Origin of the sequence: Sphingomonas sp. Leaf4, from assembly GCF_920939515.1 — a bacterium.
Lineage (GTDB): Bacteria > Pseudomonadota > Alphaproteobacteria > Sphingomonadales > Sphingomonadaceae > Sphingomonas.
In genome coordinates, this window is the sequence record NZ_CAKLBB010000002.1 from 46,502 (window position 1) to 71,451 (window position 24,950).

Below are 24,950 nucleotides of genomic sequence, written 5' to 3' on the forward strand. Positions count from 1 at the left end.
AAATTGCTCCCCTCCCTGACAAGGGAGGGGCTGGGGGTGGGTACGGTCGTGGCAGGCGCACCGGTTCCTCGCGGACCGACCCACCCCCGACCCCTCCCTTCCAGGGAGGGGATAAGCCGAACGCCTCATTGACGGCCATCCACCCTACCGCGGCAGGCGGATCGTCGCGTCCAGCCCGCCGCCCTCGCGGTTGGCCAGCGTGATCTCACCCCCCGCATCGCGCACGATCGCGCGGGCCAGCGCCAGTCCCAATCCGATGCCGCCAGTGCCGCGGTTGCGCGACGTCTCGATCCGGGTGAACGGATCGAACACGGCGTCCAGCCGGTCGGGCGGAATGCCGGGACCACGATCGCACACGATGATCGTCACCGCCTGCGCGCCCGTCTCTACCCGCACTTCGGCGGCGCCGGCATATTTGACCGCGTTCTCGATCAGGTTGCGCACCGCGCGGCGCATCAGATTGGGCCGCATCCTGAGCGGCACCCGCGCCGCTTCGACGAAATCCACCGCCGCGCCCAGATCGCGGAAATCCTCGACCACCGCATCGACCAAGGCCGCCACGTCGACGTCGGTCGGTGGTTCGCTCGGACGCCCCAGCCGGGCGAGCGACAGGATGTCCTCCAGCGTCGCGTTCATCTCGTCGATCGTCTCGGCCATGCGCTGGCGATCGGTATCGTCCTCGACCGATTCGATGCGGACGCGCAGCGCGGCCAGCGGGGTGCGCAGGTCATGGCCGATCGCGCCGAGCATCCGGTCCTTTTCCTCAATCATCGCATTCACCCGCCGGGCAAGGTCGGCAAAGGCAGCGATCAGCAGCCGCACGTCCTGCGGCCCCGACGGTTCGATCTCGGGCAGCGGCCGCCCCGGCTGGAACGCACGCGCCGCCCCGGCCAGCCCGCGCAGCGGCTTGGCGATGCCGCGCCCGACCCACAGCACCGGCACCAGCACGATGACGTAGAGGATCAGCGTCTGCGCCAGCAATTGCCACAGCAACCCGCGCTCGGCGATCGGCCACGGATTGTTCGCGACCAGCCAGCCACGCCCCGGCAGTTCCACCACCACCCCGATCATGGCGCCCATCCGCCGCAACCGTTCGACCCGGCGCCGGTCCATCTGCCGGGCGCGGATGTCGGCTTCCTCGACCGCACGCACCCGCGCCTCGATGCGGCCGACGGTAATCCCGGCATCTGCGAAGCCGCGCCGGATCGCTGCCTCGACATCGGTTTCATGCTCGCCACCGGGCACGGCGGGGGCACGAGTGACCAGCCGGACCCCGCGCAACCGGTCGGCACGACGCGGATCGGGGACGACGGGGCGGGGCGAATTCACCCGTTCGGCGGCATCGACCAGCCGGGTGACGGCGGGCAGCGTCACCTCGGCGAAGCGGAACGCGCGGCGTTCACGCAGCAACAGGCCGAAATTGATCGCCTGCGCCACGAACAGCGCGATCGCGACCAGCAGCGCGATCTGCCCCGGCAGGCTGGCTGGCCACAGGCGTTTCACAGCCGGGTCACTTCGGAGGCCAGCGTATAGCCGCCGCCCCAGACCGTCTTGATGATCTCCGGGTTGCGCACATCCGCCTCGATCTTCTTGCGCAGCCGGCTGACCTGATTGTCGATCGCCCGGTCGAACGCCGCCGCTTCGCGCCCTTGCGTCAGGTCGAGCAACTGGTCGCGGGTCAGCACCTGTCGCGGCCGCGTCACCAGCGCATGGAGCAGGTTGTATTCGCCGGTCGACAGCGGCACCGAAACGCCCTCGCGATCGACCAGCGCGCGTTCGCCGGTCTTGAGCACCCAGCCGGAAAAGGCGAACGATCCCGCCTCCGGCGCATGCTGGCGCACCGCACCGCTGGCGGTCCGGCGCAGCACCACCTTCACCCGAGCGGCCAGTTCGCGCGGGGAAAACGGCTTCACGACATAATCGTCGGCACCCATCTCAAGCCCGACGATCCGGTCGGTTTCCTCGGCGCGCGCGGTCAGCAGGATCACCGGCGTGTCCCCCGTCTCGCGGATGTGGCGGCACAGCGACAGCCCGTCCTCGCCCGGCATCATGATGTCGAGGATCGCGAGATCGATCGCATAGGCGTTGAGCCGCGCCCGCGCCCCCTCGGCATCGCCCGCCTGGGTCACGCGAAATCCCTGTTTGGTGAGATATTGCGCGAGCGGTTCGCGGATCGATCGCTCGTCGTCGACGAGCAACAGGTGCGGAGTATCGGCCATGTCGGACATGCTAGGCGAGCCTGTAGGTCAAGGGAACCGCCAGACGGCGCCGGGAATGGCACCGTCTGGCGGTGGAAGGGTCAGTCCGCCGCGCGGTCGCCACGGCGTTCCATCCGCTGGTCGCGCCACTGTTGGCGTTCGGTGGCATCGATCCGGCCGTCCTTGTTGCCATCCTGCCGGTCGAACGCTGCGCCTGCCTGCGCACGATATTCCTCACGCGTGATGACGCCGTCACGGTCGGTATCGGCCCGCTCCAGCATCCGCGCGCCACCAAAGCCGCGCGGACCGCCGGGGGCGGGGGGAGGCGGCGGGGTGCCGGCATCACCCGCCGGGCGTGGCCCACGCTGCGGCAGCGCGGCGCGTTCGGCGGCGCTGATCCGGCCGTCGCGGTCGGTATCGATCGCGTCGAAACGGCGGTCGGCACGCGCCAGCGCTTCGGCGCGGGTCAGCACGCCATCGGCCATCGGGCGGGGCGGCTGGGGCGCGGGCTGCTGCGCCATCACCATGCCCGGTGCGGCGGAAGCGAGGAGCGAGGCGGCAATCAGGAACGGTCGCATGCGAGGCCTTTCGGTGGAACGGGGCACATCCCCGGTGAAGGATGCACCCCGTATGCCCGCGACTTGTCGCCTTGCTATGTCGCCTCGCCGATCACTTTGTCGCAGTTTGTCGCAAGGGTGCGCGCTCAGTCCGCCCTGGGCGTGCCGAACAGGATGCGGCGCTGTTCGTCGGTCATCGGCGTCTCGCCCCGGCCAATCGCCTCGCCCTTGTCATACGCCGCCTTGGTCGCGGGGCGGGCGGCGATCGCGTCGAACCAGCGTTTGACGTTGGGGAAGTCGTTCAGATCCTGCCCCAGCTTCTCGTGCGGGACGAGCCACGGATAGGACGCCATGTCGGCGATCGAATAATCGCCGGCCAGATACTCATGGGCCCCCAGTTGCTTGTCGAGCACGCCGTACAGCCGCGCCGTCTCGCGCCGGTAGCGGTCCTGCGCATAGGGCAGTTTTTCGGGGGCATAGACGTTGAAGTGGAAATTCTGCCCCGACATCGGCCCCAGCCCGCCCATCTGCCACATCAGCCACTGGATCGCGTCATAGCGCCCACGCGGATCGGCGGACAGGAAGCGCCCGGTCTTTTCCGCAAGGTACAGCAGGATCGCCCCCGATTCGAAGAGCGCGATCGGCTCGCCGCCGCCCGCCGGTTCGTGATCGACGATCGCGGGCATCCGGTTGTTGGGCGAGATGGCGAGAAATTCGGGACGGAATTGTTCGCCATTGGCGATGTCCACGGGCACGATGGTGTAGGGCACTGCCGCTTCCTCAAGGAACAGCGTCACCTTGTGCCCATTGGGCGTCGGCCAGAAATGCAGATCGATCATGGATGGTCCCTTCGACACGCGGTCGCCGTCGTAAATGGTGCCACCCCGACCCCCTGCCAAGAGCTACACTCCCGCCCAGCGCAGCCCACCGGGCAGGTCGCAGGCGGCATAATCGACCTGCAACACCCGCCGCCGCGACGGGTGTGCGGCCGCGTCCGACGCATGCAGGATCGGCGTCGAATAGAGCCATACGTCGCCGCGATCGGCGGTACAGACGACGCGCGGCGATGCCGCGACGATGGCGGGAATATCGCCTTCCGCGATCCGCCCTAGCCGATGCGACCCGCCGGCTATTAGCAACGGCGCGTTGGTGCCGGGCACGGCGTCGAGGTGAACGCGCATCGTCACCATGCCGGCCAGCAGGTCGGGCGGCGGCGCGACGTGCTGCAACCCCCGCTTGACCGTCCATGGTCCGTAGCCGGGAACGTCATGCCGTCGCGCGACGACGATCGTCCGGTCCTGATGCCAGCCGAGCGCCCAGTTGGTGTCCGCCGTCTTGTCGAACAGCAACGCCCGCACCGGTCGGGTCCGGTGGCCCAGCACCGCCGCCGCCAGTCGCCCGATCGCACCGGTGCCCGACAGCAGGTCGCTCAAGGCGCCGATACCGTGCAACCGTACGCCGGCCCGTTCGGGCGGAACGTGCGCCAGTGCCACCTCGACCGCGGTGAGCGCGGTGGCGGCGGCACCAGGCAGGTGCCGTGCCCCATCGCGATCGAGGTCGGGCGTCACCGCTCGAACAGCGTCAGCGGCACGGCGTCGGCCATCGCCTTGTATCCGACCGCCGAGGGGTGGAGATGATCGCCCGAATCATAGGCGGGCAGCAACCGGTCGGGATGCGCGGGATCGCGGACCGCCCGGTCGAAATCGATCACCGCGTCGAAATTGCCGGGGGTGCGAATCCATCGGTTGACCGCCTGCCGCGCCGCTTCGGCCTGCGCATCGGCGTGATAATAGTCGTTGCCGACGAACGGCATCACCGTGCCGCCGATGACGCGCAACCCGCGGGATCGCGCGCGGGCGACGATCTGCGCATAGCCGGCGATGAGCCGCGCGGTATGGGCGTCGCGCTCTGCGGCGCTTACCGATCGTTCGCGGGCGAGGCCGCCCAGATCGTTGATCCCTTCGAGCAGGATCAGATAGCGCGCGCCCGGCTGGCTCAGCACGTCGCGATCGAACCGCGACAGCGCATTGGGGCCGCTACATTCGATCAGCACGCAATTGCCGCCGATGCCGTGGTTGACCACCGCCACGCTGCGCGTCGTACGATGCGCGGCAAGCCGGCGGGCGAGTCCGTCGGTCCAGCGCGCATTTACCCCGTCCCTGGTCCCGTATCCGTCGGTGATCGAATCACCGAACGCGACGATCGCCCGCGCGGTCGGGACGGCGTCGACCTCGACGCCCGCGATCTGGAACCAGCGTTCGACCGGCGCGGCACCGGCAAAGGCGGGGTCGGCCAGCGCATCGCCCGGCGCGATCCAGCTTCGCGTGCGCGCGCCGGGATGGCCGGTCTGTTGCTGCGGCAGTTCGGCGAAGCGGATGCTGATCGCCAGATCGTCGAACGCCGCGACCGGCAGCGTGACCGGATCCGACCACCAGTCCGCCCCCGCCGGGATCGTCACGTCGCCCCGCCCGGCGAAGGTCAGCGCCCGGTCGCTTGCCTGCTTGGTCGTGGCCGCTGCCGGACCGGTGGCCAGCGCGACATGCGCGCCGGCAATCCGCAGCGGCGTCGCGCCGAAGGCGTTGGTGAACCGCACCCGCACCGCCCGCCCGCCGAGCGACAGCCGCACGATCTGACGAATGGTCGTACCGGTCGCCTGCTGCGGCGTCAGCATCTGTTCGGCATTCGGTTTCAACGGCGACGTCGTCCACCCCGCTACCCACGGCCCGGCAGCCGCCGGCGATCCGATCATCGCGGCCAGCAACACGATCACGTTCCAGCGCATGGCATCCCCCCTCTTTTTTCGACCCGGACTAACGAACTGGTATCGCTATCACAATCGCCGCCGAAATCGGCGAAAATATACTTCGCCAAATTGCAGGTCAGTTCGCGCGCAATCACGCTGCATCTATTGATTTTTTGTCAGGTCGGTCGCTAAAGTACGATATTAATTAGTTAATTGATGTAAGTTTACTTATATTGGAGGTTGGCGGTGCTCCCATTCGACGAGACTGTTCCGACCGTACCGGTGCCGAAATCACTGTCGGTATCTTCCGCCGATCTTGCGCGCCGCTTTGGTCAGTTGCGCCAGATGCACCCCGATGATGCGATCGTCGTAACCCATCACGGCCGGCCGACCCATGTACTGACCACCGTGTCGCATTACGACAGTCTGCGGCAGGTTCCGTCGGGGGACGGATCGTCGCAACCGGTGATCGACGCGGTCCAGCGCTTCGCCGATTGCCTGCGCAACGGTGTGCTCCAGATCGACTATGAGATGACCGTGCTGGTCGCGAACCAGGTCGCGCATGTAATGGTCGATCACGCCGACCGCTCGCTGGTCGGGCAGAAGATCTTCGAGGCGGTGCCGACGCTGCGCCGGTCGCTCGTCGGCACCTATGTCCGCCGCGCCGTGGCGAGCAAGGAGCCGTGTACCGCCGAATTGCCGTCGCTGTTCCGGCCGGGCAACTGGATCCGCGTCGACGTCCATCCCTATGCCCGGCATGTGACCATCTTGTTCCAGGATATTACCGACGATGTGCAGCGCCACCGGATGGGCGACCGGCGCGAGGCGATCCGCGCGGCGGTGGAGGGGCATGACGGCGTCGGCTATGCCTGCGTCAACACCCGCGGCCATATCGAACAGGTCGATGCGAGCTTTTCGGGGCTGATCCAGTTGCCCGCCGAGCGGCTGCGCCACGTCGCCGTCGCCGATCTCGTGCCGGTGGCGCACCGGGTCGCCTTTCGCAAGGCGCTCGATACCGTTCTCAGTGAAGGGGGGATCGGGACGATCGATACGGTGATGCTCAACAACGAGGGGCAGGGGGTGCCGGTGAGCGTGGCGATGTCGGAAATGCACGGCAGCTATGGCAGCGAAGGCGCGGTGTTGTTGCTGACCCGGTCCTGACTATCCCACCAGCATCGGCGTGCCGCAGCGCACGCCGTTCACCCGGACGTCGGCCTCGCCGATACGGACGCCGGCAAGGCCCGTGACCTGATCGACCACCATGTCGAGCGCGGGCGCGGCGAGCGCGAGAACGTTGCCGACGCTCGACACCAGCGGACCGGCCGATAATCCGAGGCCCAGCACCCGCGCGTCTAGGTCGACATTGCGGATCAGGCTGGAGGCGACGCCCCGCGCGACGTCGTTGGTCGCGACGGTCTTGACCGTGCCGCCGTCGATCTCGCCGGCGTTGAAGGTGACGCGCTGCGCCTGCGTGCCGCCCAGCCGGATGTCGGCGAAGGCCGAAACGGACGCGAGCGGCAGCGCGCCGACGCGCGCCGGACGCAACTCCATCGCCCGCTGGAAATTGCCGAGCGCCGCCGGATCGAGGTCGGCGATGGCGATCCGCCCGACCGCTGGCGTCACGTCGAGCGCCGCGCTCGCCCTGGCCCGCCCGCCGTTGCAGCCGACCGAGGCCAGTTTCGCCTCCGCCTCGGCCAGTTCGACATAGATCGGGGTACGGACGGCGGCGAGGCCGAGCGGCACGTTGAGCAGCGCGACGTCGAGCCACAGCCGCGTCTGTGCGGTACGGACCACCCGCTCGCCGCTGGCGCCGATCGACAGCCACGGGCTGTTCGCGGCGTGTTCACCGATTTCCAGCCACATCCGGATTTCGCCGATGCCGGGAATGCCGAGGTCGACGCTGGTCTGCACCTGCCGCGTCCCGCTCGAGATGAGCAATGATTCGCGCAGCAGGGTGAAGGCATCGCTCGCCACCGGCCGCGTCGGATCGCTGCGCACCGCGCTGGCCAGCGGTCCCAGATCGATGATCGTGTCGAGCCGCACGTTGCGGTTGGGCAGCCGCCCGGCCAGTGTCCGCAGCGCCTGCGCCGCCGCAGCATTGGCGGTCGCGCCGGCCATCGCCGTCACCAGTTTGGGCAACGCGATCCGCGTGCCGAGCACCTCGCCGAACGTCACCGCCTGCAACCCGATGTCGCTGCGCAGCAGCTCGCTCATCCGCAACAGGTCGACCTGCGCCCCGGCCAGCGCGGTATAGTCCATGACCGACAGGTTGAGTTCGGTCCCCGCCAGTTGCGACAGCAGCGCATTGGGCAGGCCGCCGCGCACCGCCGCCAGCCGCGACCCGATCGAAAAGGCGGCAAGATCGATCCGCGCGGCGGTGGCGCGCGCGGTGATCGGCGTCGCCTGTCGCCCGAACACCTGGGCGAAGATCGGCTGCATCCGGCTTTCGAGCGAGACGCGCGCCGCATTGGACGGCAGCGCCCCGGCGGTGAACCGCGCGCCGGGCGCGATCGCCGGGTTGGGATCGAACCGGCCGATCGTCATCGCAGTCAGGCGGGTCTGGTTGGCCGGGGCGGTGGCGACCGCCGCCTGCGCACGGTTGGTGCCATCCTCAACCTGCGCGGCGGCGGCGAGCGCGGCGGCGTCGGCCACGCCCTGCAACCGCCGCTTTTCGAGGAACAGCGAGGCGGTATCGACCCCCAGCACCGCCGATCCCAGCAGCATCGCCAACCCGCCGGCCATCAGCATCGTGACATTGCCGTCGCGGCGACCGATCAGTCCCGACAGAGGCGCCCGCCGTCGCATCTACAGCCCCGTCAGCAACATCGTCGCGCGGCGCTCGATCGTCTTGCTCTGTGCCGGCACGACGGGAAGCGACAGCAGCGGGTTGGCGGTGCCGTCGTAGCGGGTGGTGACGGTCAGCCGCTGCCCGTCGTCCTGCACCGTCACCGTCACCGCGCTCGCGGCGACGCCATAGGTCTGCGCCAGCGTGGTACGCGCCGCGTTGGTGGCCAGCGTCGCGCGTTCGCCCTGCGTCAATCCGGCCAGCGAGGCGCGTCCGGCTTCGTTCGCGCTCTGCTGGACCGCGTGCGACATGGCGAGCCACGTCCCCCCGGTCAGGATACCGAACAGCAGCGTCAGCAGGACCGGCAAGGCCAGCGCGAGTTCGACCACCGCCGCCCCGCGCCGGTCGTGCGCCAGTGCCAATTCACGCAAAGTGCGGATACCCGGAATAGTTCGTCGAATCAGTCGCATCGCAGTCCCTCGCTCGCCGGGATCGATCGTGCCGCCACGATCAGCGCGGCGATGGCGCGCGCCGCCGCCTCGCGTGAGGCATGGCGGACCATGCTCTGTCCGCACCACCGCCGGTCCGCACCGCGCCGGATCGACCAGACGAGCCGATAGGCGGTGCCGAGCGCGTCGGTATCGACGCTGATCGTCGCGGCGATCTCGGGCGGATCGACCACGTCGCCGCCGGCTTCGGCGACCAGACGGGTGACATCGGTGCCGAACCCTGCCGCGACGGCATCGTCACCCGGAGCGATCGTCAGGCCGGCGGTTCGGGAAACCGGCGGTATCGCGCCGGGCCCGGCCATGACCTCCGGCGAGGCCAGCGCCGGGATCGTCACTGCTGCCGGTCGTACCGTGCCGTGGATCATCGCCGCCCCGGTCAGCGCCAGCCCGATCGCGGCGACCGCCATGACCTTCGCCTCGACCGGCAGGCTGGCATAGGCGATCAGCACCGCATCGGCGATCGTCAGCGCGGCGAGCAGCAGCAGGAACGGGAGCGTCAGCAGCGTCGGATGGGCCATGCCCGCCAGCGCCAGCGCGATCTGAACCCCGGCCAGCGCCAGCGCGGCGACGGTGCCGGGCGACCATTCCCACGACCTTTCCGAAAATCGCACCAGCATCGAACCACCTTTCGGGAACGAGCATAGCCACGATTGTTCAAGCGAAGTTGCCGGACAGGTTCCCAATGATTTGCGTAATTTACGGCAATCTCCCGAAACCTGCGGCGACCGCGAACAGTCGCGACGCTCCGGCCAGCCACGGCGGCGTCGGCGCAATTTTTGATCGCATGAGGGCATCGGGACAGGTGACAGCCGTGCCAGCATGATCTACTATGTGTATATAAGTATCAAAATATGGGACGCGAGACGCGGATTTCGTGATCCCGATACAGGGAGAGGAAGAACATGAAGTTCCGTATCCATGCGCGCCGTGGTGCCTCGTTCGCGGCGTTATCGGTCGCGTTGCTCGCCGCCGTGCCTGCCGCCGCGCAGACGACCCCGGCCGACACCGGCGGCGATACCGCCACGCCGCAGACCGCCGACGAAGGCGAGATCATCGTCACCGGCTTCCGCGCCTCGCTCGACAGTGCGCTGGGCCAGAAGCGCCGTGAGACGGCGGCCGTCGACAGCATCGTCGCCGAGGACATCGGCAAGTTTCCCGACGCAAACCTCGCCGAATCGATGCAGCGCGTGCCCGGCGTGGCACTGGCGCGCGGCGACGGCGGGGAAGGGCGCAACATCTCGGTCCGGGGTCTGGGAGCGGGCTTCACCCGCGTCCGCATCAACGGCATGGAGGGCACCGCGCAGACCGGTTCGTCCGACATCTATGGCGCGGGCAACAACGGCCGCAGCTTCGATTTCAACATCTTCCCGACCGAAATCTTTTCGGCCCTGTCGGTGCGCAAGACCCCCTCGGCCGATGTCGAGGAGGGCTCGCTCGGCGCCACGGTCGACCTGACCGCGCCCAAGCCGCTCGACGCGCGCGGGGATTTCGTGCTGACCGCGACCGCGCGTGGTATCTGGAACGAATTGTCGAAACAGGTCGACCCGCGCGCCTCGCTGCTGGTGTCGAAGAAGTTCGCCGACGGCACGTTCGGCGTCCTTGCCTCGGTCGCCTATCAGAAGCGGCATCTGCGCGAGGTCGGCTATTCGGCGGTCGATATTCTGTCGGCCAATACCAACGGACTGTTCTGTTCGCCGGTCGGCGTCAATCCGCTCTATCCCGCCTTCGGAACCAAGGGCGCGACGATCGGCGACTGTTCGACCGGCAATCCGCGCACCGGATCGGTCGCGGCCTACAACACCATCCTCGGGCTGCGCCGCGCCGACCTGCCCAACACGCCGGGCAGCGGGGCGTTCTTCCCGCGCCTGCCGCGCTACCTGAATTCCGAACAGGATCAGGAACGCATCGGCGGCACCTTCACCGTGCAGTTCAAGCCCGACGACAATACCGACATCTCGGTCGACCTGCTCTATTCGCGCTTCGACGTGGAGCGTCGCGACAATTACATCGCCGGCATCTCGTTCGGTCGGTCGATCGCCAACAATGGGCAGCCGATGGTGTCGGTCCGCGATGCGCAATTCAGCGAGAACGGCTCGCTGCTTTATGGCCTGTTCGACGGGGTCGACGTCCGCTCCGAGGGGTTGGTCGACCACTTCGTCTCGACCTTCAAACAGGCCAATTTCAACCTGAAGCACCGGTTCAACGACGCGCTCGAACTGACGATGCTGGTCGGGCGCAACCAGTCGGTGTGGGACGGGCGCAAGCGGTTGCAGACGTTCATGGACGTCATCGACAGCGACAATTTCTCGATCGATTTCCGCGGCAAGGGCAGCACGCCGACGATCGGTTTCGGCTTCGATGTCGCGAACCCGGCGAACTTCACCTACGCCCCCGGCCTGTCGGACGGCACCGTGCTTGGCGGGTTCAGCTATCAGGGCAAGCCGTCCAAGAACACGACCGACAATTTCACCGGGGAGGTCAATCTCGGCTGGACCGTCGCCGAAGGCTTCACGGTCAAGACCGGCGGCCAGTATCGCGAGAGCGATTTCGTCTCGTCGTTCCTGCGGCCGTACAACGCCGACACCGTCGTCCGCGCGCTGCCCGCCGGGACCAGCCTCGCCAGCATCACCCGGCAGATCGACGGCGTGGGCGACCTGTTCGGATCGGGTGCGCCCAATAGCTGGGCGGCGATCGATCCCGACAAATGGGCGTCGACCTTCGGCTTCGATGCGGTGCGCTATTGCGGCGTCGAATGCGGCGGCGGACGCAGCCGGGTGAAGGAGGAGATCAAGGGCGCCTATGTGATGGGCAACTTCGATCTGACCGATACGGTCGGCATCGGCGTGCGCGGCGACGTGGGCGTGCGCTATATCAAGACCGACCTGTTCACCTCGGGCTATATCGCGGTCGCACCGCCCGCCGGGCAGACCTCGCCGACCAACCTCGTCGGGCAATATGCGCAGGCGCGGCGCGGCTATGACGACTGGCTGCCGTCCGCCAACGTCGTGATCGAGCCGGTGCGCGACCTGCTGATCCGCCTGTCGGGGGCCAAGGTGATGACCCGCCCCGAACTCGGCATCCTGACGCCGACCAGCGGGGTCAATCCGGTGACGCGTGTCGGCAACGTCAACAACCCGTTCCTCGAACCGATCCGCGCCAACACCTTCGACGCCGCGCTCGAATGGTATTTCAAGCCGGGGTCGCTGCTGTCGGTCGCCTATTTCTACAAGGACATCAAAAGCTATATCCAGAACGTCAACAGCCAGATCCCGTTCAACCAGTTGGGGCTGCCCAACGCCCTGCTGGAGAACAGCCAGACCTCGCCCGACGAGCTGTTCACCGTGTCGCAGCCGTTCAACACGCCGGGCGGTCCGCTGCAGGGTGTCGAGGTCAACGCGCAGTTGCGGCTCGACTTCCTGCCCGGGTTCCTCGGCAATCTGGGCGTGCTGGCCAATTACACCCGCGTGACGTCGGAGATCGAATATGTCCTCGCCAGCGTGGGCGGGGTGCCGACCGTGACGACGACCAACGATCTGGTCGGCCTGTCGAAGAACACTGCGTCGGGCACGCTGTTCTACGAGGACGATCGTTTCAGCATCCGCTCGACCGCCAATTATCGCGACCGCTTCATCCGCGGCATTCCGGCATCGCCCGGCAGCGATCTTCAGGGGAACAAGCCGACGCTCTACGTCGATGCCTCGGCATCCTATGGCATCACCGACACCATCAAGCTGATCGTCGAGGCGACCAACCTGACCGACGAGCGCAACGTGCTCTATACCGACAGCGTCCGGCAGGACACGCTGTTCGAGACGCGGATCGGCCGGACGGTGACGGCGGGCGTGAACGTGCGGTTCTGAGATTACGTCTCCCCCCCTGGAAAGGGGGGCGGGGGTGGGTCGGGTTGCGAGGGAACGGTAGCACCCGCCCCAGACCGACCCACCCCCAGCTCCTCCCTGGTCAGGGAGGGGCTGGGGGTGGGAGCCTCAACCCCGCGCCCGGATCAGCCCTTCCTGCGCGACGCTGGCGACCAGCCGCCCGTCGCGGGTGAAGATGCGGCCGCGGTTGTGGCCGCGCGCATGGCCGGCCCATGGGCTGTCGGTGGCATAGAGCAGCCAGTCGTCGACGCGGAACGGTTCGTGCAGCCACAGCGCATGGTCGAGGCTGGCGACCTGCATCCGGTCCATCAGCCAGTTGACGCCGTGCGGCAGCATCGACGTGCCGAGCAGCATCGCGTCGCTGGCATAGGCGAGCATCGCGCGGTGCAGTTCCATATCGTCGCCGACCGGTCCCACGATGCGGAACCAGCTCGCCTGTTCGGGCGGGCGCGGCGTCGGGTCGAGCCAGTGGCGGCCGGAGGCCGGGCGGAACTCGATCGGTCGCGCCTTGCTGAGCAGCGGCGCGAGCCGTTCGGGAATGCGCTCGCGCATCGCCTCGATCAGATCGGCTTCGGACGGCAACTCGTCGGGCGGCGGGACGGCGGGCATCGTGTCCTGATGGTGCATGCCCTCTTCGGGCAAGTGGAACGACGCCGCCATGTTGAGGATCGCCTGTCCCCGCTGCATCGCGATCACCCGCGCGTTGGCGAAGCTGCGCCCGGCGAAGTCGCGCTCCACGCGGTAGACGATCGGATGCGCCTCGTCGCCCGCCCGCAGGAAATAGGCGTGGAGCGAGTGGGCGATCTTGTCGCCGCCGATCGAGCGTTGCGCCGCCTGCAACGCCTGTCCGATCACCTGTCCGCCGAACACCCGGCCGACCCCGCCGGGGTTGCGCGCGCCCCGGTAGAGGTCGGTATCGATCGTCTCGACGTCGAGCAGTGCGGTGAGGTTCGCGACCAGGGTCGGGCTATCGGTCATGGCTGCTCCAACGGTCGGCGGACGGGGCGGTTCAGTTGAACCGCCCGCCGCTCTCGGCCTTTTCGCGCAGCAGCGGCGCGACCTCGAAGCCGTGCTTTTCGAGGCCGGCGACGATCTTCTTCAGCCCTTCCATATCGGCCCAGAACATCGGACCACCGCGATACGGCGGCCAGCCATAGCCATAGACCCAGACGACATCGATGTCCGATGCCCGCTGCGCCTTGCCTTCGGCGAGAATCTTCGCGCCTTCGTTGACCATCGGATAAAGCGTGCGTTCGATAATCTCCTGCTCGGTCACGTCATGCTGCGGCGTGGCGGTTTTTGCGCGGAAGTCGGCGATGATCTCGGCGACGCGGGGGCTGGGCGACGGATTGCGCCTGTCGTCATAGTCGTAGAAGCCCGCGCCCTTCTTCTGGCCCCAGCGGTCCTCGGCGGCGAGCGCGTCGCGGATATTCTCGATCCGGGTCGGGTCGCGGTGCCAGCCGATGTCGACGCCGGCCAGATCGCTCATCTGGAACGGGCCCATCGGGAAGCCGAAATCGACATGCACCCGGTCGACCTGTTCAGGGGTCGCCCCTTCGAGCAGCAGTCTGGTCGCTTCCTCCTGACGCGGGATCAGCATGCGGTTGCCGATAAAGCCGTGGCAGACGCCAGCAACCACCGCGACCTTGCGGATCTTTTTGGCGATGGCCATCACCGTCGCCAGCGCATCGTCGGCGGTCTTTTCGGCGCGGACGACCTCCAGCAGCTTCATGACATTGGCCGGCGAGAAGAAGTGCATGCCGAGCACGTCCTGCGGCCGGCCGGTCGCTGCGGCGATGACGTCGATGTCGAGGAAGCTGGTGTTGGTGGCGAGGATCGCACCGGGTTTGGCGATGGTGTCGAGTTTGGCGAAGATGTCCTGCTTGACCGCCATTTCCTCATACACCGCCTCGATCACCAGATCGCAGTCGGCGAGCGCGTCCAGCCCCAGCGTGGCGGTGAGCAACCCCATTGCCGCCTCGACGGCGTGCGGAGTCATCCGGCCCTTGGCGGCGGTCGCCTCGTAATTCTTGCGGATGGTGGCGACGCCGCGATCGAGCGCGTCCTGCTGCATCTCGACGATGGTGACAGGAACCCCGGCCGACAGGAAGTTCATCGCGATTCCGCCGCCCATCGTGCCCGCGCCGATCACGCCGACGCGGTTCACCGGGCGCAGCGCGATGTCCTTGGCAATGCCGTCGATCCGCGACGCCTTGCGTTCGGAAAAGAAGATATGCCGCTGCGCCGCCGACTGCACGCTGAACATCAGTTTCATGAACTGCTCGCGCTCGAACTGCACCCCTTGCGCGAAGGGGGTTTCGCTGGCCTTGACCACGCAGGCGATGTTGGCGGCCGGCGCTTCATAGCCCCGGAAGCGGCGGGCGTTGGCTTTCTCGAACGCGGCCACGGCTTCGGGGTCGGGCTGGACCGGCTTTTCGGAGGTGCGGGGCAGGGGGCGGACGTCCGCCACCTCGGTCGCGAAGGCGATGGCGTCGACGAGCAGGCTGTCCTCGCCGGCCAGCCGGTCGATCAGGCCGGCCTGCATCGCCTTGGTCGCCGGGATCGGATCACCCTTCGCCACCAGTTCGAGCGCCACCGCGACGCCGCCGAGGCGCGGCAGGCGCTGGGTGCCGCCGGCGCCGGGCAGCAGGCCGAGCTTTACTTCGGGCGTACCGAGCTTCGCGCTGGGCACGGCGATCCGGTAATGGCTGGCGATCGCGACCTCGCAGCCGCCGCCGAGCGCGGTGCCGTGGATTGCCGCCACGACCGGCTTGTCCGACGCCTCGATCATGTCGACCAGTTCGGGGAGCAGCGGCATCACCGGCGGCTTGGTGAATTCGGTGATGTCGGCCCCGGCGAAGAACGTCTTGCCGGCGCAGGCGATGACGACCGCGCGGATGGAATCGTCACCGGCGGCTTCCTCGATCGCGGCCTTCAGGCCGAGCCGTACCGGGGCGGCAAGCGCGTTGACCGGCGGGTGGTCGGCGATCGCGACCAGCACGTCGCCATGGCGTTCGGTCTTGACGGACATTGCGGGCATCTCTCCATCGCTTGCCATACCGGTCCTTCTAACATCCGGCGGCGGGTTGGGCCTTCTATTGCCTTTGGCACCTGCTTAATCAATAGTCCGTTGCGGGTGGCCCGGAATTTCAGGCAAACCCGATATTCTAGGAGGCAATGATCGAACGGGCGATGACAGGGGCGGACGGTGCGGCGTGGCCGGCGATGTCGGATACGCACGTCCGCGCGCTGCTGACCGCGCCGGGTATGCCGTTCGAAATGGGCGAGGCGCTGATCGGCGGCGTTCCCACCCGCATCTGGCGCAATGCGCCGGCCGATCTAGCGCTGCTGGCGCGGGCGTCGGCGGCGCATGGCGACCGGCTGGCGACAATCTATGGCGACGATCGGGTGAGCTATGCCGCGCAGTACCGGGCGATCGCGGCGCTGGCGGCGCATCTGCGGGCCCTCGGCATCGGCAAGGGCGACCGGGTGGCGCTGGCGATGCGCAATCTGCCCGAATGGCCGGTCGCCTTTTTTGCGATCGTCGGCATCGGGGCGATCTGCGTGCCGCTGAACGCATGGTGGAGCCCGGCCGAACTGGCGTTCGGGATCGCGGATTCGGGCGCGCGACTGGCGATCGTCGATGGCGAGCGCCATGCCCGGATCGGGGGGAGCGCGGTGCCGATGCTGGTCGCGCGGCCGACCGGGCCGGTGGCCGCGCCGGCCCAGCCGCTGGAGGCGGTGATCGGGGCCTGTGCCGACTGGGCCGCCCTGCCCGAACGGACGTTACCGGAGGTGGCGATCCTGCCCGACGATCCGGCGGCGATCTTCTATACCAGCGGGACGACCGGACGCCCCAAGGGCGCGCTTGGTACGCATCGCAATCTGGCGACCAATATCCTGTCGTCGGCCTATAACACCACCCGGACGATGCTGCGCCGGGGGGAGATGCCGCCGCCCGCCCCCGAGGCCAAGACGGGCCTGCTGGTCATCCCGTTCTTCCACGTCACCGCGTGCAGCGCGGTGCTGATGGGGATGACGGCCAGCGGCGGCACGATGGTGCTGATGCGCAAATGGGACGCGGGCGAGGCGCTGGCGCTGATCGAACGCGAACGGGTGCAGGCGACCGGTGGCGTGCCGACGATCGCGTGGCAGTTGCTCGACCATCCCGACCGGGAGCGCTACGACCTCTCCTCGTTGGAGACGATCAGCTATGGCGGCGCGCCGTCGGCCCCCGATCTGGTGCGGCGGCTGCACGAGACGTTCGGCGTGATGCCCGGCAACGGCTGGGGCATGACCGAGACGATGGCGACCGTGACCCAGCACAGCGCCGAGGATTATCTGGCAAGGCCAACCAGTTGCGGGCCACCGGTGCCGGTCGCCGACCTGAAGGTCATGGACGTGGACGGCGCCGGCGAACTGCCGGTCGGCGACGTCGGCGAGCTATGGGTGCGCGGCCCTATGATCGTGGCGGGATACTGGCAGCGGCCCGAGGAGACGGCGGCGACCTTCATCGACGGCTGGGTCCGTACCGGCGACCTGGCGCGGCTGGATGAAGAAGGCTTCTGCTACATCGTCGACCGGGCCAAGGACATCATCATCCGCGGCGGCGAGAACATCTATTCGATCGAGGTCGAGGACGTGCTGTACGCCCATCCCGCCGTGAGCGACGCGGCGGTGATCGGCCGGCCGCACCGCGTGCTGGGCGAGGAGCCGGTGGCGGTGGTGCATCTGTCGCCGGGATACCACGTCGAGGCGACCGAGTTGCAGGCGTTCGTCGGCGAGCGGCTCGCCGGCTTCAAGGTGCCGGTGGAGGTACGGTTTTCGGACACGGTGTTGCCGAGGAATGCGAACGGCAAGATCTTGAAGGGCGAGTTGCGGGCGATGGTTTCGGCGGCTTGAGGCTCCCCTCCCTGACAAGGGAGGGGTTGGGGGTGGGTTGGCCTGCGAGGGAATGTATCGGTGTCCTCGAAGCCTACCCACCCCCGGCCCCTCCCTTGTCAGGGAGGGGAGGAGTTTTCGATCGGTTCGGGTGGAAGGTTGCGCCTGTGCGACATTTGCCGTCAGTCGGTCTGAACGGGTCGAGGCGTGTGTCGGCGACCCGCCGGCAGCCACCATGACGCCAGTGCGGCGTCCCCTTCGCAAACGCGGCGAAAACTGCTACGCGCCCGCCCCATGCTCAATCTGAACGGTATCACGGTGCGCCTTGGCGGGCGGACGATCCTCGACAATGCCAGTGCGGCGCTGCCGCCGGGCAGCCGGGTCGGGCTGATCGGGCGCAATGGCGCGGGCAAGTCGACGCTGGTGCGGGTGATCGCCGGGCAGCTCGAACCCGACACCGGCACCGCCGAGATGCCGCGCGGCAGTCGCCTCGGCTATGTCGCGCAGGAAGCACCGGCAGGACAGGCGACGCCGTTCGAGACGGTGCTGGAGGCCGATGTCGAGCGTGCGCGGTTGATGCACGATGCCGAAACCGTGACCGATCCCGACCGGCTGGGCGACATCCACGAACGGCTGCTGGCGATCGACGCCTATGGCGCGCCGGCCAGGGCAGCGCGCATCCTCGTCGGCCTCGGTTTCGACGAGGAGATGCAGGGCCGTGCGCTGGAGAGCTATTCGGGCGGCTGGCGGATGCGCGTCGCGCTGGCGGCGTTGCTGTTCAGCCAGCCCGACGTGCTGCTGCTCGACGAACCGTCGAACCACCTCGACCTCGAAGCCGTCATGTGGCTCGAGGATTTCCTGAAAGGCTACAAGGCGACGATCGTCGTCGTCAGCCACGAGCGCGATTTCCTGAACAACGTCGTCGATCACATCCTGCATCTGCATCAGGGCAAGATCACGCTGTATCCCGGCGGCTATGACGCCTTCGAGAAGCAGCGCGCCGAGCGGCTGGCGCAGATCGAGGCGGCGCGCGCCAATCAGGCGTCGCAGCGCGCCAAGTTGCAGGAATATGTGGCGAAGAACTCCGCCCGCGCCTCGACTGCTAAACAGGCGCAGTCGCGCCTCAAGATTCTCGCCAAGATGAAGCCGATCGCGGCGATGGCCGAGGATCCCAGCCTGACGTTCGACTTTCCCGATCCCGATGAACTGCGCCCGCCGCTTATCACGCTCGACATGGCGAGCGTCGGCTATGGCGATACGCCGATCCTCAAGCGGCTGAACCTGCGGATCGACCCCGAGGACCGCATCGCGCTGCTGGGCCGCAACGGCAACGGCAAGACGACGCTGGCGCGGCTGTTGGCGGCGCAGCTTGCGCCGATGGACGGCGACATGAACGCGGCGGGCAAGATGAAGGTCGGCTATTTCACCCAGTATCAGGTGGAGGAACTCAGCACCGACGATACCCCGCTCGAACATATGACGCGGCAGATGAAGGGCGCGTCGCCCGCCGCGGTGCGCGCGCAACTCGGCCGGTTCGGCTTTTCGGGCGACAAGGCGATCACGCTGGTCGGCAAGCTGTCGGGTGGCGAGCGGGCGCGGTTGGCGCTGGCGCTCATCACGCGCGAGGCACCGCACATGCTGATCCTCGACGAGCCGACCAACCACCTGGACGTCGATGCGCGCGAGGCGCTGGTGCAGGCGCTCAACGCCTATACCGGCTGCGTGCTGCTGGTCAGCCACGACCGCCACATGCTGGAGGCGACCGCCGACCGGCTGGTGCTGGTCGACGAGGGGACGGCCAAGGAATTCGACGGGACGATTGACGACTATATCGCGCTGATCCTCGGCAATTCGGCCAAGGAAAAGGCGAAGAAGGCCAACAAGAAGGACGACCGCAAGGCGGCAGCCGAAGCGCGCGAGAAAGCGCAGGTGTTGCGCAAGGGCGCGCAGGCGATCGAGCGCGATCTGGCCAAGCTGACCGAGCAGCGCGACGCGTTGGACGCGGCGATGGCGGGGCAGGCGTCGCCCGCGCTCGCCCGGCTGACGATGGCGCAGTTGATGAAGCGCCGCGCCAGCCTCGACACCGAGATCGAGGCGGCGGAGGCCAAGTGGATGGAGGCGAACGAGGCGCTGGAGGGACTGGCGGCGTAGGGCATTTCGTCATTCCCGCGAAGGCGGGAATCCATAGACGCTGACGGATCGGCTGGAAGCGCGACGCCAGCGTTTATGGGTCCCCGCCTTCGCGGGGACGACGAGGGGGAGGGCACGCGGCGGACGATGCGTTGGCAGGGGGGGAAGGATGGTTGTTCTTGTCCCCAGTACCTTCCCTCAAACCAGCGTACGTTTCACCGTCTCATAACAGTCGTCGATATGGCTGTTGCCGACCAGCTTCATCGCGCCGAAGCTGATGCCGGCGGCGGCGACCTGTCCGGCGAAGGGGACGAAGCGTAGCACCGATTTGGTCGCGTAGCGGGCCGCGACGCGGCGGACGAGCGCGGTGACGATGCGGCGGGTGATCGATCGGCCGATGACGCCGTTGCCGAGATTGGCGGCGATCAGGAAAATCTGTTTCGCGCGATCGGGTTCGAGCTGTTCGACCTGATCCTTGCTCAACCCGAAACGCTGGTTGATGTCGGGCAGCAGTTTGGTGAGGATATTGGCGTCGACGAGCAGGTCGGCACCGGGCACCGGCACCACCGCCGCGCCGGCCGAGACGAGGGCGCGCTTCGTCACCAGCTTGCGCGCCTCGTCGGCCACGCGGTCGAGTTCGGCGAGCGACGTGATCTGCATGGATACCCCCGGTTCCGTTTCGTTGCCGCGCATAACGCGCGAGCTTGCCAAGCGGCTCCCAATGCCTAGGTTCGTCGTAATTCGATATTGCATACGGACGACTGGATGAAACTCGCCTTGAGCCTGCTGCTTGCCACCACCGCGCTGCCGACGATCGGCGGCGCGCAGACCAGTGCCGCGACGATCGACGCGACCCCGCTGACCGCGCCATGGAGCGGACCCTATGAAGGGGTGCCGCCATGGGACAAGGTGACGCCGGCGATGTTCCCGGTCGCGTTCCCGATGGCGATGGCCGAGATGCGGCGCGACATCCACAAGGTCCGCGACGACACGCGCCCGGCGACGTTCGACACGGTGATCGTGCCGCTGCAACTGGCCGGCAAGACGATGGACCGGGTGGGCGCGATGTGGGGCGTCTATACCGGCAACCTCGCGACCAAGGAGGTGCAGGCGATCGACCGCGAGTGGTCGCCCAAACTGTCGGCGTTCAACGACGAACTGTTCCTCGACCCGAAGCTCTTCGCGCGCGTCAAGGCGGCGTATGACACGCGGTCGAGCCAGCGGCTGAACGCGCAGCAACTGCGGTTGCTGGAGCGGACCTATCGCGGCTTCGTGCGGCGCGGCAGCCTGTTGACCGATGCGCAGCGCGCCCAGGTGAGCGGGCTCAACCAGCAATTGTCGGTCGCCTATAACGAGTTCAGCCGCAAGGTGCTGGCCGACGAGGAAACGTGGATCGTCGTCGACGACGCGAAGCGGCTGGCCGGCCTGCCTGACAGTTTCGTCGCGTCGTTGAAGGCGGCGGCGGACGAGCGGGGCCTTGCCGGCAAATGGGCGATCGTCAACACGCGCTCGTCGGTGGCGCCGGTGCTGACCTATGCCACCGATCGTCCCTTGCGCGAGGCGGTGTGGCGCAAGTTCGTCAAGCGCGGCGACAATGGCGACGGCAACGACACCAAGGCGACGATCGCGACGATCCTGAAGCTGCGGCAGGAGCGCGCGAAGCTGCTCGGCTTCCGCAACCATGCCTGGCTGCGGATGGACGACACGATGGCGGAGACGCCGGCCAACGCCCGCGCGCTGATGATGCGGGTGTGGCCCGCCGCTGTAGCACGGGTGCGGCAGGAAGTGACCGACATGCAGGTGCTGGCCACGCAGGGCGGGGCGGCGATCACGATCGAGCCATGGGATTATCGCTTCTACGCCGAAAAGGTACGCAAGGCGAAATACGACCTCGATGAGAGCGAGGTGAAGCCGTATCTCCAGCTCGACAATATCGTTCAGGCGGCGTTCTATGCGGCGGGGCGGCTGTACGATCTGAAGTTCACCGAAAATACCGGGCAGATCCCGGTGTTCGAGAAGAACGTGCGGACCTTCGTCGTCACCGATGCGCGCGACGGGTCCAACGTCGGCGTGTTCTACCTCGACAATTTCGCGCGCAGCGGCAAGCGATCGGGCGCGTGGGCGACGCGCTATCGCGGGCAGCAGAAGCTCGGCGGTGAGACGAACGTGCTGGCGTCGAACAACAATAATTTCGTGAAGGGCGCGGGCGGACAGCCGACGCTCATCAGCCTCGACGATACGACGACGCTGTTCCACGAATTCGGCCATGCGATCCATTCGCTGGTGCAGGACGTGACCTATCCCGGCCTTTCGGGGACGCCGCGCGACTTCGTGGAATATCCGAGTCAGGTGAACGAGAACTGGCTGCTGACCCGCGACGTGCTCGATCGCTATGCCAAGCATTACCAGACCGGGCAGGCGATGCCGCAGGCGCTGGTCGACAAGATCGAGAAGTCGTCGACCTTCAACCAAGGGTTCGACACGGTCGAATATCTCTCATCGGCGATCGTCGACATGGAGTTGCACGACCGTGCGGAGCCGGTGAGCGACGTCGCGGCGTTCGAGCGCGATACGTTGGCCAAGCTGGGGATGCCCAAGGAGATCGTGATGCGGCACCGGTTGCCGCAGTTCAATCACCTGTTCTCGTCGGATGCCTATTCGGCGGGCTATTATTCGTATCTGTGGTCGGAGACGATGGACGCCGATACGTGGGCCGCGTTCGTCGCGACCGGCAATGTGTGGGACAAGGCGACGGCGGACCGGTTCCGCAAGACGTTGCTGGCGACGGGGAACGAGACCGATCGCAAGGAAGCGTATCGCGCGTTCCGCGGGCGCGACCCGGATGTGACCGCGCTGTTCCGGCGGCGGGGGTTTCCGGTGGAGTGATGAGAGTGCGCGCTGGTAGCGGGAGTGTTTGCCGGCGCCGACTTGTAGACCGTTATAGAAGTAATATACGATGATGGTTATGCGGCGGATTGGACTCGAATTCATCCTATTTGGTATCGGGTCGATCCTGTTTGTCGTTGCTTGCATCTTCGGTTTGGTTGGCGGCATTATCAATGGCGAGGCATTCTCGCCGATGTTCTTCCTTGGCCTGATATTTTCGCTGACTGTACTTGTGACGTATGGTTTCGTGCTATTGTTCAGGACGATCCGATGGATCATCACGAAGGTTCACCGGCGACCAAGCCTTGACCTTCGTTAGCGGTCGACCAATCAGGCGGAGTCACACCGCCTCGGGCCAATGGCCGGACCTTACCGTCGGTTTCGCCCGGATCGCGTCGACGGTAAGCTCCGTCCGAACCCCGTCCGCGCCGAACACCAGTTCATCCGGGCGCAGCGCGTGCAGCGTCTCGCCCACACCGCCGACCCCGCCGGTGCTGACCACGACATAGGCGATGGCGTTGTCGCCGCACCCTAACATCGCGTCGACGATGGTGCCCACGCCCTCGCCGCCGGGGCCGGTCAGCGTCGCGCCGACCACGCGGCCCGCCGCGTAGAGCGAGGGGACCGGGGCACAGGCGCTGTCGTAGGCGGCGGCGCTGCTGCCCTTGTCGTAGCTCGCCTGCCGGCCGAGCCAGCGCCAGATGCCGACGAGGTTCACCATCGTCAGAAAGCCGTTGGAGAGGACGAGGTTGGTCTGTCCGCTCGACAAACCGACGATCGTCCACGCGACCGATCCGAGCGTGAACACGACGAAGCCCCAGCCCGTCACCCGCGCGCCGAGGTTGGCCGCCGTCATCATCGCCGCGATCATCGTGGCGGCCGGCGCGATCCAGCCCGCGAGTCCGCTCAAGCACCGTCTCCCAATGGTTTCAATGTGATACGGGTGAAGTGCGCGACAGTTCCGACGAAACTTGGGCGGCCGACGCAACCACCCCCTCGCCAAGTTCGTTGAAATTATATAACAAGCGTTTGTAACGAGTCTGCGCGACCGCTGAAGCGGCGACGCGGAAGCGACATGGAGAGTGCATGACCGGCGACCATCGCCCCAACCTGCCGCGCCTCGCGCTGCACGTACCCGAGCCGAAGTTCCGCCCCGGCGACGCGGTGGACTTCGCCGATGTGACGGTGCCGGCCGCCGGCGCGCAGCCCCGCCCCGATCCGGCCGCCGCCGCTGACCGGTTCCACGATCTGGCCTATACGCTGGTCCGCGTGCTCGACGAGGCGGGACAGGCGGTCGGACCGTGGAACCCGCGCCTCGACCCCGACATGCTGCGGCGGATGCTGCGCCACATGGCGATGGTCCGCGCGTTCGACGAGCGGATGTTCCGCGCGCAACGGCAGGGCAAGACCAGCTTCTACATGAAATGCACTGGCGAGGAGGCGATCGCGGTGGCGGGCACGATGGCGCTCGACCGCGACGACATGACCTTTCCCAGCTATCGTCAGCAGGGCATCCTGATCGCGCGCGACTATCCGCTGGTCGAGATGATGAACCAGATCTATTCGAACCGCGGCGACAAGCTGCAGGGCAAGCAGTTGCCGATCATGTATTCGGCGAAGGACCATGGGTTCTTCTCGATCTCGGGCAACCTGACCACGCAATATCCGCAGGCGGTGGGCTGGGCGATGGCGTCGGCGTCGAAGGGCGATACGCGGATCGCGGCGACATGGTGCGGTGAGGGGAGCACGGCGGAGGGTGATTTCCACTCCGCGCTGACCTTCGCCACCGTGTACCGCGCGCCGGTGATCTTCAACGTGGTCAACAACCAGTGGGCGATCAGCAGCTTTTCGGGGTTTGCCGGCGCGGAGGCGACGACCTTTGCCGCGCGCGCGATCGGCTATGGCATCGCCGGCCTGCGCGTCGACGGCAACGACGCGCTGGCGGTCTATGCCGCCACCGCATGGGCGGCCGAGCGGGCGCGGCTGAACGCGGGCCCCACGCTGATCGAGCATTTCACCTATCGCGCCGAGGGGCATTCGACCTCGGACGACCCCAGCCAGTATCGGTCGGCGGGCGAGCCGACGGCATGGCCGCTGGGCGATCCGGTCGCGCGGCTGAAGGCGCATCTCATCGCCATCGGCGAGTGGGACGACGACCGCCACGCGGAGATGGACCGCGAGGTCGCCGAAGCGGTGCGCGCCGCGCAGAAGGCGGCGGAGGCCAATGGCATCCTCGGCCACGGGCTGCACCAGCCGCTCGACACGCTGTTCGACGGGGTGTTCGAGGAGATGCCGTGGCATTTGCGCGAGCAACAGGCGCAGATGATGGCCGAGGAGCAGGCCTCGGGCCGCCCCTGGGCGCGCAAGGAGGTTTGACATGGCG

General features: G+C 67.4%; 19 protein-coding genes. 6 read left to right on the plus strand and 13 right to left on the minus strand.

What is annotated here, in order from left to right; translation table 11 throughout:
* Nucleotides 1-144: 144 nt before the first annotated feature.
* The 6 genes from LRA89_RS02675 to LRA89_RS02700 form a co-directional block, all read right to left on the minus strand.
* Entirely contained in the window at nucleotides 145-1,503 is a 1,359-nt protein-coding gene (locus LRA89_RS02675) for a sensor histidine kinase (RefSeq protein ID WP_230768919.1), read from the minus strand.
* The gene (locus LRA89_RS02680) at nucleotides 1,500-2,219 is read right to left on the minus strand and encodes a response regulator (RefSeq protein WP_230768920.1); all 720 of its coding nucleotides are present in this window, start codon (nucleotides 2,217-2,219) and stop codon (nucleotides 1,500-1,502) included. Before LRA89_RS02680 ends, LRA89_RS02675 begins: the two co-directional genes overlap by 4 nt.
* A gap of 80 nt (nucleotides 2,220-2,299) precedes the next feature.
* Nucleotides 2,300-2,776 carry a hypothetical protein gene (locus LRA89_RS02685; RefSeq protein ID WP_230768921.1) on the minus strand — a complete coding sequence of 159 codons (477 nt, stop codon included), beginning with the start codon at nucleotides 2,774-2,776 and terminating at the stop codon, nucleotides 2,300-2,302.
* Nucleotides 2,777-2,901: 125 nt separating this feature from the next.
* Entirely contained in the window at nucleotides 2,902-3,594 is a 693-nt protein-coding gene (locus tag LRA89_RS02690; protein WP_230768922.1) for a glutathione binding-like protein, read from the minus strand.
* Between the two features lie 63 nt (nucleotides 3,595-3,657).
* Entirely contained in the window at nucleotides 3,658-4,323 is a 666-nt protein-coding gene (locus LRA89_RS02695) for a phytanoyl-CoA dioxygenase (RefSeq protein WP_230768923.1), read from the minus strand.
* Nucleotides 4,320-5,537 carry an SGNH/GDSL hydrolase family protein gene (locus tag LRA89_RS02700; RefSeq protein ID WP_230768924.1) on the minus strand — a complete coding sequence of 406 codons (1,218 nt, stop codon included), beginning with the start codon at nucleotides 5,535-5,537 and terminating at the stop codon, nucleotides 4,320-4,322. Before LRA89_RS02700 ends, LRA89_RS02695 begins: the two co-directional genes overlap by 4 nt.
* Nucleotides 5,538-5,744: 207 nt before the next feature.
* Between LRA89_RS02700 and LRA89_RS02705 the strand changes: the two genes are divergently transcribed.
* Nucleotides 5,745-6,659, plus strand: coding sequence for a PAS domain-containing protein (locus tag LRA89_RS02705; RefSeq protein ID WP_230768925.1), 915 nt, complete (start codon nucleotides 5,745-5,747; stop codon nucleotides 6,657-6,659).
* On the opposite strand, the gene LRA89_RS02710 is transcribed toward LRA89_RS02705, so the two are convergent.
* Genes LRA89_RS02710 through LRA89_RS02720 form a run of 3 tightly spaced genes read right to left on the minus strand, consistent with a single transcriptional unit; the run spans nucleotide 6,660 to nucleotide 9,409 of the window.
* A complete protein-coding gene (locus LRA89_RS02710) occupies nucleotides 6,660-8,303 on the minus strand; it encodes a pilus assembly protein TadG-related protein (RefSeq protein WP_230768926.1) in 1,644 nt (547 codons plus the stop codon).
* On the minus strand, nucleotides 8,304-8,753 hold the full coding sequence (locus tag LRA89_RS02715; protein WP_230768927.1) for a TadE/TadG family type IV pilus assembly protein: 450 nt from the start codon (nucleotides 8,751-8,753) through the stop codon (nucleotides 8,304-8,306). It lies immediately after the preceding gene.
* On the minus strand, nucleotides 8,744-9,409 hold the full coding sequence (locus tag LRA89_RS02720) for a hypothetical protein (protein WP_230768928.1): 666 nt from the start codon (nucleotides 9,407-9,409) through the stop codon (nucleotides 8,744-8,746). The genes LRA89_RS02715 and LRA89_RS02720 overlap by 10 nt, the downstream gene beginning before the upstream one ends.
* 285 nt (nucleotides 9,410-9,694) lie before the next feature.
* Here LRA89_RS02720 and LRA89_RS02725 point away from each other — a divergent pair, with 285 nt between their 5' ends.
* Nucleotides 9,695-12,652 carry a TonB-dependent receptor gene (locus LRA89_RS02725; RefSeq protein WP_230768929.1) on the plus strand — a complete coding sequence of 986 codons (2,958 nt, stop codon included), beginning with the start codon at nucleotides 9,695-9,697 and terminating at the stop codon, nucleotides 12,650-12,652.
* A 126-nt stretch (nucleotides 12,653-12,778) separates the two neighbouring features.
* Here LRA89_RS02725 and LRA89_RS02730 read toward each other — a convergent pair whose 3' ends face one another.
* The gene (locus LRA89_RS02730) at nucleotides 12,779-13,648 is read right to left on the minus strand and encodes an acyl-CoA thioesterase (protein WP_230768930.1); all 870 of its coding nucleotides are present in this window, start codon (nucleotides 13,646-13,648) and stop codon (nucleotides 12,779-12,781) included.
* 31 nt (nucleotides 13,649-13,679) lie between these two features.
* Nucleotides 13,680-15,710, minus strand: coding sequence for a 3-hydroxyacyl-CoA dehydrogenase NAD-binding domain-containing protein (locus LRA89_RS02735; protein ID WP_443024923.1), 2,031 nt, complete (start codon nucleotides 15,708-15,710; stop codon nucleotides 13,680-13,682).
* Between the two features lie 152 nt (nucleotides 15,711-15,862).
* Here LRA89_RS02735 and LRA89_RS02740 point away from each other — a divergent pair, with 152 nt between their 5' ends.
* Complete coding sequence (locus LRA89_RS02740; protein ID WP_230768931.1) at nucleotides 15,863-17,572, plus strand: class I adenylate-forming enzyme family protein; 1,710 nt, start codon at nucleotides 15,863-15,865, stop codon at nucleotides 17,570-17,572.
* 273 nt (nucleotides 17,573-17,845) lie between these two features.
* A complete protein-coding gene (locus tag LRA89_RS02745; protein WP_230768932.1) occupies nucleotides 17,846-19,702 on the plus strand; it encodes an ABC-F family ATP-binding cassette domain-containing protein in 1,857 nt (618 codons plus the stop codon).
* A 177-nt stretch (nucleotides 19,703-19,879) separates the two neighbouring features.
* Here the strand turns inward: LRA89_RS02745 and LRA89_RS02750 are convergent, their stop codons facing one another.
* Nucleotides 19,880-20,341 (minus strand): hypothetical protein, encoded by a 462-nt coding sequence (locus tag LRA89_RS02750; protein ID WP_230768933.1) that lies wholly within the window; start codon nucleotides 20,339-20,341, stop codon nucleotides 19,880-19,882.
* Between the two features lie 105 nt (nucleotides 20,342-20,446).
* Here LRA89_RS02750 and LRA89_RS02755 point away from each other — a divergent pair, with 105 nt between their 5' ends.
* Nucleotides 20,447-22,567 (plus strand): M3 family metallopeptidase, encoded by a 2,121-nt coding sequence (locus LRA89_RS02755; RefSeq protein ID WP_230768934.1) that lies wholly within the window; start codon nucleotides 20,447-20,449, stop codon nucleotides 22,565-22,567.
* A gap of 340 nt (nucleotides 22,568-22,907) precedes the next feature.
* Here the strand turns inward: LRA89_RS02755 and LRA89_RS02760 are convergent, their stop codons facing one another.
* On the minus strand, nucleotides 22,908-23,477 hold the full coding sequence (locus tag LRA89_RS02760; RefSeq protein ID WP_230768935.1) for a PRC-barrel domain containing protein: 570 nt from the start codon (nucleotides 23,475-23,477) through the stop codon (nucleotides 22,908-22,910).
* A gap of 176 nt (nucleotides 23,478-23,653) precedes the next feature.
* Between LRA89_RS02760 and LRA89_RS02765 the strand changes: the two genes are divergently transcribed.
* A complete protein-coding gene (locus LRA89_RS02765; RefSeq protein WP_230768936.1) occupies nucleotides 23,654-24,943 on the plus strand; it encodes a thiamine pyrophosphate-dependent enzyme in 1,290 nt (429 codons plus the stop codon).
* The last annotated feature ends 7 nt before the right edge of the window (nucleotides 24,944-24,950 follow it).